The sequence below is a fragment of the Geodermatophilus sp. SYSU D01106 genome, from assembly GCF_054049995.1.
Map to the genome: position 1 here is coordinate 1 of NZ_JBJGYM010000042.1, position 14,064 is coordinate 14,064.

At 75.8% G+C, this 14,064-nt stretch carries 13 protein-coding genes; 4 read left to right on the forward strand and 9 right to left on the reverse strand.

The window, feature by feature from the left end; all coding sequences use genetic code 11:
- Positions 1-158 precede the first annotated feature (158 nt).
- Both ACI78R_RS23015 and ACI78R_RS23020 read left to right on the forward strand, forming a co-directional pair.
- Positions 159-713: a class I SAM-dependent methyltransferase gene (locus tag ACI78R_RS23015; protein ID WP_457042420.1), complete on the forward strand. Its 555-nt coding sequence runs from the start codon at positions 159-161 to the stop codon at positions 711-713.
- A complete protein-coding gene (locus tag ACI78R_RS23020) occupies positions 710-1,348 on the forward strand; it encodes a hypothetical protein (protein ID WP_457042421.1) in 639 nt (212 codons plus the stop codon). Before ACI78R_RS23015 ends, ACI78R_RS23020 begins: the two co-directional genes overlap by 4 nt.
- A 72-nt stretch (positions 1,349-1,420) precedes the next feature.
- Here the strand turns inward: ACI78R_RS23020 and secA are convergent, their stop codons facing one another.
- Positions 1,421-4,507 (reverse strand): preprotein translocase subunit SecA, encoded by a 3,087-nt coding sequence (gene secA / locus ACI78R_RS23025; protein WP_457042422.1) that lies wholly within the window; start codon positions 4,505-4,507, stop codon positions 1,421-1,423.
- A 69-nt stretch (positions 4,508-4,576) separates the two neighbouring features.
- Positions 4,577-5,278: an SDR family NAD(P)-dependent oxidoreductase gene (locus tag ACI78R_RS23030; RefSeq protein ID WP_457042423.1), complete on the reverse strand. Its 702-nt coding sequence runs from the start codon at positions 5,276-5,278 to the stop codon at positions 4,577-4,579.
- Positions 5,279-5,320: 42 nt separating this feature from the next.
- Between ACI78R_RS23030 and ACI78R_RS23035 the strand changes: the two genes are divergently transcribed.
- Both ACI78R_RS23035 and ACI78R_RS23040 read left to right on the forward strand, forming a co-directional pair.
- A complete protein-coding gene (locus tag ACI78R_RS23035) occupies positions 5,321-5,713 on the forward strand; it encodes a pyridoxamine 5'-phosphate oxidase family protein (protein WP_073421570.1) in 393 nt (130 codons plus the stop codon).
- Between the two features lie 10 nt (positions 5,714-5,723).
- The gene (locus tag ACI78R_RS23040) at positions 5,724-6,275 is read left to right on the forward strand and encodes a GNAT family N-acetyltransferase (RefSeq protein WP_457042424.1); all 552 of its coding nucleotides are present in this window, start codon (positions 5,724-5,726) and stop codon (positions 6,273-6,275) included.
- A gap of 36 nt (positions 6,276-6,311) precedes the next feature.
- Here the strand turns inward: ACI78R_RS23040 and hpf are convergent, their stop codons facing one another.
- The 7 genes from hpf to ACI78R_RS23075 form a co-directional block, all read right to left on the reverse strand.
- Positions 6,312-7,010 carry a ribosome hibernation-promoting factor, HPF/YfiA family gene (gene hpf, locus ACI78R_RS23045; RefSeq protein ID WP_457042425.1) on the reverse strand — a complete coding sequence of 233 codons (699 nt, stop codon included), beginning with the start codon at positions 7,008-7,010 and terminating at the stop codon, positions 6,312-6,314.
- 67 nt (positions 7,011-7,077) lie between these two features.
- Entirely contained in the window at positions 7,078-7,830 is a 753-nt protein-coding gene (locus ACI78R_RS23050) for a ComF family protein (RefSeq protein WP_457042426.1), read from the reverse strand.
- 57 nt (positions 7,831-7,887) lie between these two features.
- Positions 7,888-9,603, reverse strand: coding sequence for an LpqB family beta-propeller domain-containing protein (locus ACI78R_RS23055; protein WP_457042427.1), 1,716 nt, complete (start codon positions 9,601-9,603; stop codon positions 7,888-7,890).
- Positions 9,600-11,375, reverse strand: coding sequence for an MtrAB system histidine kinase MtrB (mtrB, locus tag ACI78R_RS23060; protein WP_073421565.1), 1,776 nt, complete (start codon positions 11,373-11,375; stop codon positions 9,600-9,602). The genes ACI78R_RS23055 and mtrB overlap by 4 nt, the downstream gene beginning before the upstream one ends.
- 4 nt (positions 11,376-11,379) lie before the next feature.
- Entirely contained in the window at positions 11,380-12,087 is a 708-nt protein-coding gene (gene mtrA / locus ACI78R_RS23065; protein WP_073421564.1) for an MtrAB system response regulator MtrA, read from the reverse strand.
- Between the two features lie 166 nt (positions 12,088-12,253).
- Positions 12,254-13,753 (reverse strand): adenosylhomocysteinase, encoded by a 1,500-nt coding sequence (gene ahcY, locus ACI78R_RS23070; RefSeq protein ID WP_336027843.1) that lies wholly within the window; start codon positions 13,751-13,753, stop codon positions 12,254-12,256.
- 119 nt (positions 13,754-13,872) lie between these two features.
- The coding region (locus tag ACI78R_RS23075; protein WP_457042428.1) for an excalibur calcium-binding domain-containing protein at positions 13,873-14,064 on the reverse strand (192 nt) is incomplete at its 5' end.

Genomic DNA, 14,064 nt, shown 5'->3' on the forward strand with positions numbered 1-14,064 from the left:
CCCCCGCCCCCCCCCCCCCCCCCCCCCCCCCCCCCCCCCCCCCCCCCCCCCCCCCCCCCCCCCCCCCCCCCCCCCCCGCCCGCCCCCCCCCCCCCCCGTCCGGCACCGGCCTGTTCGTCCGTGAGTTCGCCCGCGCGCCGCTGCGCACCGCCTCGCTGGTGCCGAGCTCCCCCGCCCTGGCCGAGCGCATGGTCGCCCCGCTGCGCCGGCCGTCCGCCCGCCCGCCGGTGGTGGTGGAGCTGGGGCCGGGCACCGGGTCCTTCACCGCGGCCCTGCGCGCGGCGGCGCCCGCGGCGCGCTACCTCGCCCTGGAGCTCAACCCGGCCATGGCCGACCACCTCGAGGCCGGCTTCCCGGGCATCGACGTCGTCCGCGGCCCCGCGTCCGGCCTGGCCCGCGCCCTCGCCGAGCGGGGGCTCGGGCCGGTCGACCTCGTCGTCAGCGGCCTGCCGTGGCAGGCCTTCGCCGGTCCGGAGGGCGACGCGCTGGTCGCCGACGTCGCCGCCTGCCTGGCGCCGTCCGGTGCCCACACCCAGTTCACCTACAGCGCGACCCGCTGGGCGCCGCCCGGCCGGCGCCAGCACCGGCGGCTGCGGCGGCACTTCGGCAGCGTCGACCTGTCGCCGACCGTCTGGCGCAACCTGCCGCCGGCGGTCGTCTACACCGCCACCCGGCCCGTGCGCGCCGGCGACCCCTGCCTCGCCGGCCGGTGAGCGGCTGGGCTGCCGACCCGTCCGCCGTCGGGACGGCGGTGCTCGTCGCCGTCCTCCTGACGGCGGAGGCGGGCCTGCTGGTCGGCGTCGTGATTCCGGCGTCGTCGCTGGTCCTGGGGCTGGGCGTGCTGGCCGGCGCCGGCGCGCTCCCCCCGGCGGCGGCCGTGCTGACGGCGGCGGGGGCCACCGTCCTGGGCGCGGCCCTGGGGCACCACGCCGCCGCCCGCGGCGGGCCGGGGTCCCTGCTGCCGACGGCGGGACCGCTCGGCCGGCTGCTCCCCGTGCGGGCGCGCGCCCTCGCCGAGCGGCTGACCGCGCCCTGGGTCGAGGCGGTCGGCCGTGGGCCGGTGCGGGCGGCGGCCGCGGCCCAGTTCGTCGCCGGGGCGCGCACGCTCGCCCCCCGTGTCGCCGCCCGGGCCGGGGTGCGCCCCGCCGAGATGCTCCGCGGGACCGTCCCGGCGGCGCTGGTCTGGGCCTCGTGCCTCGTGTCGGCCGGCGCGCTGGCGTCCTCCGCGCTGCCGCTGGTCCGCAGCGCCTCCACCGCGCTCGGCCTCCCGCTGCTCGTGGTCGCGACCGCGGTCGTCCTCGTCCGGCGGCGGGCCGGGGCGCGCCGGGCGGGACCGCGCCCGGCCTGAGCACCGCCCCGCACACGACGGCGCCCCGCCGACCACGGAGGTCGGCGGGGCGCCGTCGGCTGCGGGGAGCGGTCAGCGACCGGCCGCTCCGTGGCAGACCTTGTACTTCTTGCCCGAGCCGCAGGGGCACGGCGCGTTGCGCGACGGCTCCTTGGTGCCGGTGACCGTGGCGGTCTTGGCCGCCTTGGCCGGGCCGCTCTCCTTGGGCGAGGCGTCCAGCGACGGCGCCGAGTAGCTCAGCTCCTCCTGGGGCCGCCGCGGCTCGTCGAGGCCCTTGACCGCCAGCTGCGGGCCGGTGCCCGACGGCGACGGGGCCTCGGGGGCCGGTGCGGGCGGCGTCGTGCGCGCGGCCGGCCGGTTCGCCGGGCCGCCGGTGGAGCGGCGGGCGGCGGGCTTGGCCGACGGCTTGGACACCGACACCGGGGTGGCGGGAGCGGGGGCCGGGGCAGCCGGGGCAGCCGGGGCAGAGCCGTCGCCGTCCACGGCGGGAGCCGGAGCAGCGGGTGCCGGGGCGGCAGCGGCGGACGCGGCCGCCTCGCGGGCGGCGGCCTCCTGCTGCGCGCGCTGGCGGGCGAGCACGCGGGCGGTGCCCTCCTGCGCGGCGGCCAGCGCCTTGGCCTCGGCCTCGGCCTGCTGGGCCCTCGCCTCGGCCTCCTGCTGCTCCTTGGTCTTGACCTCCAGGTTGAACAGGAAGCCGACCGACTCCTCCTTGATGCCGTCGAGCATCGCGTTGAACATGTCGTAGCCCTCGCGCTGGTACTCCACGACCGGGTCGCGGTTGGCCATCGCGCGCAGGTGGATGCCGGCCCGCAGGTAGTCCATCTCGTAGAGGTGCTCGCGCCACTTGCGGTCGAGGACCGACAGCAGCACCCGCCGCTCGAGCTCGCGCATGACCTCCGAGCCGAGCGCGGCCTCCCGCTCCTCGTAGGCGCGGTGGACGTCGTCGAGCAGCTCCTGCCGGAGCACGTCGGCGGTCAGCGCGGCCTGCTCGCCGTCGGCCACCCGGCCGAGCAGCTCGGTGCGGTCGAGGCCCACGGGGTAGAGCGCCTTGAGCCCGTTCCACAGGACCTCGAGGTCCCAGTCCTCGGCGTAGCCGGTCTCGGTGGCGCCGTCGACGTAGGCGCCGACGACCTCGTCGAGCACGTGCTGCACCTGGTCGTGCAGGTCCTCGCCGTCGAGGACCTTGCGGCGCTCCTCGTAGATGACGGTGCGCTGCCGGTTGAGGACCTCGTCGTACTTGAGGACGTCCTTGCGGACCTCGAAGTTCTGCTGCTCGACCTGCGTCTGCGCCGAGCGGATGGCCCGGGTGACCATCTTCGACTCGATCGGCTGGTCGTCGGGGACCCGCAGCGTGGTCATCATCGACTCGAGCATCGGGCCGTTGAACCGGCGCATCAGGTCGTCGCCGAGGGAGAGGTAGAACCGCGACTCCCCCGGGTCGCCCTGCCGGCCGGAGCGGCCGCGCAGCTGGTTGTCGATGCGGCGGCTCTCGTGCCGCTCGGTGCCGAGCACGTACAGGCCGCCGGCGTCGACGACCTCCTCGTGCTCGCTCTCCACCTGGTCCTTGGCGGCCTGCAGCGCCTCGTCCCAGGCGGCCTCGTACTCCTCCGGGGTCTCCGACGGCGACAGGCCGCGGGCCCGCAGCGTCTCGTCGGCGAGGAACTCCGCGTTGCCGCCGAGCTGGATGTCGGTGCCGCGACCGGCCATGTTGGTGGCCACGGTGACCGCGCCCAGCCGACCGGCCAGGGCGACGATCGCGGCCTCCCGCGCGTGGTTCTTGGCGTTGAGGACCTCGTGCGGGATGCCGCGGCGCACGAGCATCTTCGACAGGAGCTCCGACTTCTCCACGCTCGCGGTGCCCACGAGGATCGGCTGGCCGGCCTCGTTCCGCTCGGCGATGTCGTCGATGACCGCCTCGAACTTGGCCTTCTCCGTCTTGTAGATGACGTCGGAGCGGTCCTCGCGGATCATCGGCCGGTTCGTCGGGATCGACACGACGCCGAGCTTGTAGGTCTGGTTGAGCTCGGCCGCCTCGGTCTGGGCGGTGCCGGTCATCCCGGAGAGCTTCTCGTAGAGCCGGAAGTAGTTCTGCAGGGTGATCGTGGCGAGCGTCTGGTTCTCGTCCTTGATCTGCACCTTCTCCTTGGCCTCGATGGCCTGGTGCATGCCCTCGTTGTAGCGGCGGCCGGCCAGCACGCGCCCGGTGAACTCGTCGACGATGAGCACCTCGCCGTTGCTGACGATGTACTGCTGGTCGCGGTGGAAGAGCTCCTTGGCCTTCAGCGCGTTGTTCAGGTAGCCGATCAGCGGCGTGTTGACCGCCTCGTAGAGGTTGTCGATGCCGATCTGGTCCTCGACGAACTCGACGCCCTCCTCGGTGACGGCGACCGTGCGCTTGGACTCCTCCACCTCGTAGTGCACGTCGCGCTTCATCAGCGGCACGATCCGCGCGAACTCGACGTACCACTTGCCCGCCGACTCGGCCGGGCCGCTGATGATCAGCGGGGTGCGCGCCTCGTCGATGAGGATCGAGTCGACCTCGTCGACGATGGCGTAGTTGTGCCCGCGCTGCACGAGGTCGGCCTTCGACCAGGCCATGTTGTCGCGCAGGTAGTCGAAGCCGAACTCGTTGTTCGTGCCGTAGGTGATGTCGCAGGCGTACTGCTCGCGGCGGTGCGCCGGCTTCTCGCCCGACAGGATCGTGCCCACCGACAGGCCGAGGAACCGGTGCACCCGGCCCATCTGCTCGGCGTCGCGGCGGGCCAGGTAGTCGTTGACCGTGACGATGTGCACGCCCTTGCCGGACAGGGCGTTGAGGTAGGCCGGCAGCACGCCGGTCAGGGTCTTGCCCTCACCGGTGCGCATCTCGGCGATGTTGCCCAGGTGCAGCGCCGCCCCGCCCATGAGCTGGACGCGGAAGTGCCGCTGGCCCAGCGTCCGGGTGGCCGCCTCGCGGACGACGGCGAACGCCTCGGGCAGCAGCTGGTCGAGCGTCTCGCCGTCCTCGTGGCGCTGCTTGAACTCGTCGGTCTTGGCACGCAGCTCGGCGTCGGTCAGGTCGGCCACGTCGTCGGACAGGGAGTCGATCGCGTCGGCGATCCGCTCCAGTCGACGGACGAGCTTTCCCTCTCCGGCCCGGAGGATCCTCGAGAACACCACGACCCCAGCGTAGGCGGCCCACCCGGCGTGCCGGGGACGCCGCACGTACCCTCCCGGCCCATCCGCAGGTCAGCGGACGACGAGGCGCCTCTCGCGCGGGTCGACGACGACCTCCCGCGCGCCCTGCCGCATGCCGTCGAGCACCGCGGCCACCACCTCGCCGCGGTCGTGCCCGGCGGGCAGCCGCGGCGGCGTCCCGGCCAGGGCGCGGTCGACCAGGCCGGTGTCGACGTGCGGCGGGCGCACGTCCAGCACGGCCACCGACCGGCCGCGCAGCTCGCGCCGCAGCACCGACGCCCAGGCCGACAGCGCCGCCTTGCTCGCCGAGTACTCGGCCATGCCGAGGGTCGGCGCGTCGGCCACGACCGCCGACAGCAGGACCACCGCCCCGCCGTCGGCGAGGTGGGGTAGCGCGGCGCGGACCAGGCTCATCGGCGCGAGCGTGTTGACGGCGAACAGCTCCTCGGTGACCGCGTCGTCGGCGTCGGCGGCCGGGCCGAAGGCCACCACGCCCCACGCGACGACGACGGCGTCGAGCCCACCCAGCGCCCCCGCGGCGGCGTCGACCGCGGCCCGCACGGCGTCGACGTCGACGGCGTCCACGGCGGACGCGGGCGCACCGCCGAGCTCCGCGGCCAGCGCCTCCAGCCGGACGCCGTCCCGCCCGGCGAGCGCCACCCGTGCCCCGGCGTCGGCGAGCGCGCGGGCCAGCGCCCCGCCGAGCATCCCGGTCGCGCCCGCCACCAGCACCTTCGCCCCGGTCAGCTCCACGGGCCGCCGGTGCCCGCCGCCGCGGCGACCTAACCTCTCGGCGTGGCCCACGACCCGCACGACCTCGCGCCGGACCTGCTCACCTTCCTCACCGAGCGGCACCTGGCCACGCTCACCACGCTGCGCGCCGACGGCAGCCCGCACGTCGTGCCGGTCGGCGTCACCTTCGACCCGGACACCGCCACGGCCCGGGTGATCACCTCCGGCACGTCGGCCAAGGCCCGGCACGTGCGGGCCGGGCAGTCGCGGGTGGCCGTCTGCCAGGTCGACGGCCGGCGCTGGCTGACCCTGGAGGGGGCGGCGGTCGTGCGCGACGACCCGGCGTCGGTCGCCGACGCCGAGGCCCGCTACGCCCGCCGCTACCGGCAGCCGCGGGAGAACCCGGCGCGGGTCGTCATCGAGATCTCGGTCGACCGGGTGCTGGGCAACGCCTGACCATCACCCGGTGGACCTCTCCGGCACCGACCTGACCACCGCGGTGGTGCGCACCGCCCGCCTGGTGCTGCGCCCGCCGACCACCGATGACGCCGCCGCGGTGACCCGCGCGATGCAGGACCCCGAGACGCAGCGCTGGGTCACCGGGGCGCCGGTCCCCTACACCGAGGACGACGCCCGCGCGTTCCTGGACACGGTGCTGCGGCAGCGCGCCGAGGGCACCGGCCTGCCGGTGGTGGCCGAGGCCGACGGCGGGTTCGTGGGCACCGGCGGCCTGCTGCTCGGCGGCGCCCGCCACCTGGGCCCCGAGATCGGCTACTCGGTGGCGCCCTGGGCGCGCCGCCGCGGTTTCGCGGCCGAGGTCGCCGCCGGCCTCGCCGGCTGGGCGTTCGCGCACGGTGCGCCGCGGGTGCACCTCGTCGTCGACGTGGACAACGCCGCCTCGCAGGCGGTCGCCCGGCGCGCCCGGTTCACCGAGGAGGGCGTGGTGCGCGGCTGCCTGCCGCTGCGCGACGGCCGCTTCTCCGACGCGGTGCTGTTCGGGCGGCTGGCGACCGACTGAGGCAGGGGCCCGGGATGCCGGGCCCCTGCCCCCGGGTCAGCGCGGGACGGCGGCGGGCTCGGCCGCCGGGGCCGCCGCGGACGCGGCCGCGCCGAGCGGCTGGTCGACGAGCCGGATGAGGCCGTAGTCGAAGGCGTGCCGCCGGTAGACGACGGTCGGCTGCCCGGTGTCGGCGCAGTGGAAGAGGAAGAAGTCGTGCCCCACGAGCTCCATCTCGTGCAGGGCCTGGTCGACGGTCATCGGGGTGGCCGGGTGGTGCTTCTCCCGGACGATCTGCCCCGGCAGGTGCTCGTCGAGGTCGGTGACCGCCGGCTCGCTGTCGGCGAACCGGTCGAGGGCGCCGTCGGCGAGGCCGAGCGAGGGGGTGGCCAGCGGCGCGGCGTCGGCCGGGCCGCCGCCCACGCGCACGCTGGCCGGGGTCCTCCGGCCGTGGTGCACGCGGCGCCGGTCGTTGGCCCGGCGCAGGCGGTTGTCGAGCTTGCCGCAGCTCAGGTCGAGCGCGGCGTAGAAGTCCGGCGCACTGGCCTCGGCGCGGACCACGGGTCCCTTGCCGCGCAGCGTGATCTCGACGCGCTGGCAGCTGGCGGACTGGCGGGGGTTCTTCTCGTGGAACAACTCGACGTCGATGCGGGACAGCTTGCCGTCGAATCTCTCGAGCTGGCCGACCTTGTCCTCGACGTGCTGCCGGAAGTGCTCCGGCACCTCGACGTTGCGGCCACGGACCACGATCTCCATAGGACCTCCCGGTCGTCGGGTGTGACCAATGGCACGCTAGTCGCTGTCACGTGGCCGGGACAGTCGATCAGCCGGGGCGCCGGGGACCGGTGCGCGCGCCCCGGGACGGGATCGCTGGTGGCGCCGCGGGAACGCGCGGGAGGACCGGCCGCGGCGTCGCGGCGACGACGGCACCGAGCACCGGCGTGTCGCCGTCCGGGCGTGTCGCGGCCAGCACGCCCGCCGCCGCGGTGAGCGTGGTGCCGCTGGTGACGACGTCGTCGACCACCACGAGCAGCGCCCCGGGCGGCGCGGCACCCCGGACGGCGAAGGTGCCGGCGAGGTTGGCCCGGCGCTGCGCCACCGTCAGCCCGGCCGAGTCGCGGACCCGGCCGGCGCGGGCGAGCAGCCGCGCCTCGGCCGCCTCCACCCCGGCGGCCCGCAACTCCGCGACGGCGGCGCCGGCCAGCTCCCGCACGTGGTCACGGCCTCGCTCGCGCAGCGCGGCCCGGGTGGCCGGGACCGGCACGAGCACCACCGGGCGGCCGGGCAGCAGCGTGGCGTGCACGGCGACGGCGAGGGCCAGCGCGGCGCCGAGCGGCCCGGCCAGCTCCGCGCGGCCGCGCTCCTTGAACGCCACCACCGCCGGGCGCACCGGCCCGGCGTAGGCGCCCGCCGCGACGGTCGGCGGCATCCCCCACGGCACGCGGCGCGGCGCTGCCTCTCGCGGGCGGGCGAGCAGCCGAGCGCAGCGGCGGCACAGCACCGGCCCAGGCACGCCGCAGCCGGCGCAGGTGCGCGGCAGCACCAGGTCGGCGAGGGCCGCCGCGAGCGCGCGCACTCCGCCACCCTCCGGCCGGCGCGGCCCTGGCGGGCGGGCGCCGCCCGATCTGTGGACTCAGACGGGGTAGAAGGGCTCGATGCCGGGCACCGGCTGCTGCCCGCGCACCAGCGTCACCCACGTGCCGCCCGCCAGCACCCAGACCGACCCGCCCGCGCTGACCAGCGGCTGCTGGCCCGGCGCGGCCGCCACCGCGGTCGGCTGGCTGGGCAGGCCCGCGGTGGGCACCTCGGTGAGGCCCCAGCCGTCGACGCCGACCTCGTAGGGCACGGTGCCGTCCTCCCCGCCGGTGGCGGCGAGGACGACGAGGGTGCCCGCGTCGCGCCAGGCGACGTCGGTGACGCCGGTCAGCGACGGGGCGATCTCGCGCAGGTCGCGCAGCGCGACCGGGCCGTCGTCGGAGCGGACGACGGTGCCCACGAGCAGCGAGGACCCGTCGGCCGCGCCGACGACGAGCGCGGCCCGCACGCCGTCGGGCGAGAGCTGAAGCGCCGTCGCCCGTCCCTGCTGGGGCAGCGTCGGCGCGTTGACCGGCTGCGGCGAGCCGCCGGCGGGCACCCGCACCACGGTCGTCTCGTCGCGGACCACCCAGTACTCCGGCCGGGTCGCGGCGACCGTGGGCACCGAGAGCCGCCCGGCGGTGAACACCGTCGTGAGCTCCCGGCCGTAGTCGCCGGCCAGGAAGGTGGCGGTGCCCCCGGACACCGAGACACCGACCATCGACGTCAGCGCGCTGGTGCGCGCATCGGCCGCCACCGCCGCGGAGGCCAGCCCGTAGGCGCCCTCCCCCGCCGGCCCGGGCGCCGGGCGGCCGTCGACGGTCATGAGCCGGCCGCCGTCGAGGTAGTGGCCGGCGGCGTCGGCGGGCACGGAGTCCGGGCTGTAGCCGGCCCAGTCGTCGGTGCGCTGCACGGTCGGGACGCCGTCGAGCGGGAGGGGGTCGCCGCCGCTGGTGATCTCCACGGAGCTCACGCCGTCGAGCTGGTCGAGGGTCCAGACCAGCTGCGCGCAGAGGGTGGACAGCTGGGGAGCCGGCAGGTCGTCGAGCCCCGCGAGGTCGACGGTGACGGTGGCCCCCGAGACGGTGACCGCCCGGGTGAGCGTCACGCCCGACAGGGCGTTGCCCACGCCCGCCGACAGCGCGGGCGAGGGACCGTCGAGCAGGCGCTGCACCAGCGTCGTCGGCTGGGCGCCGCCGCCGAGCAGGTAGCGCCGGTCGGGCACGACCCGCTGGCCGGTCGGGTCGACGAAGTAGGCGGCGAGGTCGTCGTAGAGCCGCTCGAAGTCGGGCACGAGCATGACCAGGCCGTCGGGCGGGTTGGCGATCCGCCACTGCCCGCCCACCTCGGTGAGCGTGAACTCGTGGGTGAACGGCTGGCCGGCGGAGGCCTCGAACACCCCGCGCGGGTCGACCGTGCCGACCAGGTCGCCGGTCAGCGCGACGGTGCCCTCCTCGACGGTGACCGTGGCGTAGTCGGCGCCGACGAGGGTGATGCCCGACTCGTCGGACCAGGAGGCCGCGGCCTCGGGGGTGAGGTGGTCGCGGGCGACGGGGTGGCGCTGCACGCTGCTGGCGGCGGCGTCGACGAAGCCGCGCACGATCTCCTCCGGGGAGGCGCCGGCGGCGGGCCCGACCGGCTCGATGCCGACCTCGCCGGCCGGCCGGGTGGGCGCCTCGGTGATCTGCACCGGCGGGGAGCCGGTGGGCACCGTGGAGCAGGCGGTCAGCAGCCCCAGCACGAGCGCGGCGAGGACGGCGCGGCGTCGGGTCACGGCCGGTACACCGCCGGGAGGGCCGGGCGGGTCGCCGGCTGCGCGGCCGACCGGGCCGTCGCGCCGGCCGGGCGCCGCACGATCGTGGGCCGCAGCGGCAGCGGGGAACTGGTGAGGTCGGTGCCCGCCGTCAGCGGGACGGTGAGCCGGAACTGCGCGCCGAGGCCGGGCTGTCCCCACACCTGCAGCCAGCCGCCGTGCAGCCGCGCGTCCTCCAGGCTGATCGACAGGCCGAGGCCGCTGCCGCCGACGGTGCGCACCCGGGAGGGGTCGGCGCGCCAGAACCGGTCGAACACGTGCTGGGCGTCGGCGGAGGTGAGGCCGACCCCGTGGTCGCGGACGGTCACCGCGGCCGCCGTCCGGTTGGCCGCGAGCGTCACCTCGACCGGCTTGCCGTTGCCGTGCTCGATGGCGTTGCCGACGAGGTTGCGCAGGATCCGCTCCACCCGCCGGGCGTCGACCTCGGCGATCACCGGGTCGCGCGGGCAGGTCACCTGCAGCTCGCAGCCGTGCCGCTCGGCCAGCGCGGACATGCCGTCGGTGACCCGGCCGACGATGGCGGCGAGGTCGGTGGGCGCCCAGTCCAGGACGGCGGCGCCGGCGTCGTAGCGGCTGATCTCCAGCAGGTCCGACAGCAGCCGCTCGAAGCGCTCGAGCTCCTCGTGCAGCAGCTCGGCCGACCGCGCCACGTGCGGCGCGAAGTCCTCCCGCGACTCGTGCAGCACGTCGGCGGCCATCTGCACCGTGGTGAGCGGGGTGCGCAGCTCGTGGCTGACGTCGGAGGTGAACCGCTGCTGCAGCTGCGAGAGGCCCTCGAGCTGGGTGATCTGCCGCTGCAGGCTGTCGGCCATCGCGTTGAAGCTGGTGGCCAGCCGGGCGAGGTCGTCCTCGCCGCGCACGGCCATCCGCTCCTCGAGCTGGCCCTCGGCCAGCCGCTGGGCGGTGCCCGCCGCGCGGCGCACCGGGTCGACGACCAGCCGGGTGACGAGCACGCCGATGCCGGCGACGAACAGGGTGAGCGCGATGCCGCTGATCGCCACGGTGCTGCGGATCAGCGAGAGCGTCTCCTCCTCCTGGTCGAGGGGGAAGGCGTAGTACAGCTCGATCTGCCCGGACGACGACGCGCCGCCGGGCACCGGGGAGCCGACGAGCAGCGTCGGACGCTCCTGGCCGGCGGCGTTGGGGACCATCGCGTACTGGTAGGACTGCCCGCCGCCGCGCACGTCGGCGCGCAGCCCGTCGGGCAGCGCCGGGTAGATGCCGCGCTGGCTCACCGCGGGCGGCCGCTCGGTCTCGCCGGCCCGGTAGACCATGACGACGTCGAAGTCGCCGGCCGACCCGCCCCGGGTGAGCAGCTGCTGCACGGTGCGGTCCAGCGTGGTGCGCACGCTCGCGGCGTCGCCGGCGGCGATGCCGACCACCTCGGTCTGGGCGTAGAAGACGCCCGACTGCACCTGGTCGATCGCCGCCTGCTGCTTGACGGTGAGCAGCTGGGTGCGGATCTGGCTGAACAGCACCAGGCTGACGATGACGACGACGGTGCCGGCGACGACCATCGTGATCGCGCCGATCCGCACGTGCAGCGACGAGCGCCAGGCCGACAGCGCCGCGGCCAGCAGGGCACGGCTGATCCGGCGCGCCCGCCCGGCCCGCCGGCGCACGCCGCGCCGCAGGGTCGGCAGGTCCCGGGGCAGCCGGCGCCGCGCCGCCGACCGGGGCGACTCGAGGACCTCGGCGTCCGCCGGTGCGGCGGCCCGCTCGGTCGTGCTCATGCGGTCACGGCGGGCCGGCCTTGTAACCCACCCCGCGCACGGTCAGCACGATCTCCGGCTTCTCCGGGTCGCGCTCGATCTTGGCGCGCAGCCGCTGCACGTGGACGTTGACCAGCCGGGTGTCGGCCGCGTGGCGGTAGCCCCACACCTGCTCGAGCAGCAGCTCGCGGGTGAACACCTGGCGCGGCTTGCGGGCCAGGGCCACCAGCAGGTCGAACTCCAGCGGGGTGAGCGCGATCGGCTGGCCGTCGCGGGTCACCTGGTGGGCCGGGACGTCGATCTGCACGTCGCCGATCGCCAGGGACTCGGCCTGGCCGGTCTCCCCGCGGCGCAGCTGGGCGCGCACCCGGGCGACGAGCTCGACGGGCTTGAACGGCTTGGTCACGTAGTCGTCGGCGCCGGCCTCGAGGCCCTGGACGACGTCGATGGTGTCGCCCTTGGCGGTGAGCATGACGATCGGGACGGTGGACTGGGCGCGGATGTCCTGGGCGATCTGCAGGCCGTTGCGGCCGGGCAGCATCAGGTCGAGCAGGACGATGTCGGGGCGCGTCTGCTGGAACACCGACACCGCGCGGTTGCCGTCGGAGACGAAGGCGGGGTCGTAGCCCTCGCGCCGCAGCACGATGCCGAGCATCTCGGCGAGGGCGGCGTCGTCGTCGACGACGAGGACGCGGCCGCGGCTGGGCCCGGTGTTCGCTGCGGTCGGAGGCACGGACCCATTCTGCGACGTCACGGGCCGATAACGGCGGCGCCGGACCGGAGAGTCCCGGTCCGGCGCCCCCATCAGCCCCAGGTTCCCCCTGGCGAGGGACGGGAACGGCCCCCTCGCAGGGTCCCGCGCCGAGCGTGCGAGGCGTGGGGGGCGAGGGGGTCCTTCGTCAGTAGCGGTAGTGCTCGCTCTTGTACGGGCCCTCGACCGGCACGCCGATGTAGTCCGCCTGCACCTTGGACAGCTCGGTGAGCTTCACGCCGAGCGCGTCGAGGTGCAGCCGGGCCACGTGCTCGTCGAGCCGCTTGGGCAGCACGGTGACGGTGGGCTCCTTGCCCTCGTACGCCGCGCGGTTGGCCCACAGCTCGATCTGGGCGAGCACCTGGTTGGAGAACGAGGCGCTCATGACGAAGCTCGGGTGCCCGGTGGCGTTGCCGAGGTTCAGCAGCCGGCCCTCCGACAGCAGGATGATCGTGTGGCCGTCGGCGAACCGCCACTCGTCGACCTGCGGCTTGATCTGCGTCCGCGTGATGCCCGGGGTGCGGGCCAGGCCGGCCACGTCGATCTCGTTGTCGAAGTGGCCGATGTTGCCCACGATCGCCTGGTGCTTGGTCTGCCCGAGCTGCTCGGCGGTGATGATGTCGCGGTTGCCGGTGGCCGTGATGATGATGTCGGCCTTGCCGATGACCTCGTCGAGCGTGGTCACCTCGTAGCCGTGCATCGCCGCCTGCAGGGCGTTGATCGGGTCGATCTCGGTGACGATGACCCGGGCGCCCTGGCCGCGCAGCGACTCCGCGCAGCCCTTGCCGACGTCGCCGTAGCCGCAGACCACGGCCACCTTGCCGCCGATCATGACGTCGGTGGCGCGGTTGATGCCGTCGATCAGCGAGTGCCGGCAGCCGTAGAGGTTGTCGAACTTGCTCTTGGTGACCGAGTCGTTGACGTTGATCGCCGGGAACAGCAGCCGGCCGTCACGGGCGAGCTCGTACAGGCGCATGACGCCGGTGGTGGTCTCCTCGGTGACGCCCTGGATGCCCTGCCCGATGCGGGTCCAGTAGCCGGCGTCGGCGGCCAGGGTGCCGCGCAGCACGTCGAGGATGACGCCGTACTCCTCGGAGTCGGCCTCGGTGGTGTCGGGCACGGCGCCGTCGGCCTCGAAGCGGGTGCCGAGGTGCACCAGCAGGGTGGCGTCGCCGCCGTCGTCGAGCAGCATGTTCGGGCCGACGACGTCGCCGGCCTCGTCGCGGAACTCGAAGAGGCGCTGGGTGCACCACCAGTACTCCTCGAGCGTCTCGCCCTTCCAGGCGAAGACCGGGACGCCGGCGGGCGCCTCGGCCGTGCCCTCGGGGCCGACGACGATCGCGGCGGCCGCGTGGTCCTGGGTGGAGAAGATGTTGCAGGAGACCCAGCGGACGTCGGCGCCGAGCGCGACGAGGGTCTCGATGAGGACGGCGGTCTGCACGGTCATGTGCAGGGAGCCCGCGATGCGGGCGCCGGCCAGCGGCTGCTCGTCGCCGTACTCGGCGCGCAGCGCCATCAGTCCGGGCATCTCGTGCTCGGCGAGCTGGATCTCCTTGCGGCCGAACGGCGCCAGGGAGAGGTCGGCGACCTTGAAGTCGGCCTCCCCGCTCGGGGTGGTCAGGGGACGGGTGCCGGTAGAGGCGGTCATGTCGCTCCAGGGTCGATGCCCCGCGCCGGGAGGGCGGGGCTCGGGGTCGCTGATGTGAGCGAGCATGCCGAGGCTTCGGCGGGGCTCGTGCCGTCGTCCAGGGTAGCCCAGCGCGCCGGTCAGGACTCGCAGCCGACCCCGTCGCCGTCGCCGTCGAGGTCGGGGTTCCAGCCCGGCTCGCCCTCCCGGAGGGGCGCGGGGGGGGGGGGGGGGGGGGGGGGGGGGGGGGGGGGGGGGCGGCCGGGGGGGTGGGGGGCGGGGCGGTGGGGGCGGGCCGCGGGGGGCGCGCCCGGGGTCGAGGCGCTCGAGCC

Coding starts and splice junctions, on each gene's coding strand:
- ahcY (WP_336027843.1), bottom strand. CDS start 13,753: ATGACCGCCTCTACCGGCACCCGTCCCCTGACCACCCCGAGCGGGGAG.
- mtrB (WP_073421565.1), bottom strand. CDS start 11,375: ATGAGCACGACCGAGCGGGCCGCCGCACCGGCGGACGCCGAGGTCCTC.
- hpf (WP_457042425.1), bottom strand. CDS start 7,010: ATGGAGATCGTGGTCCGTGGCCGCAACGTCGAGGTGCCGGAGCACTTC.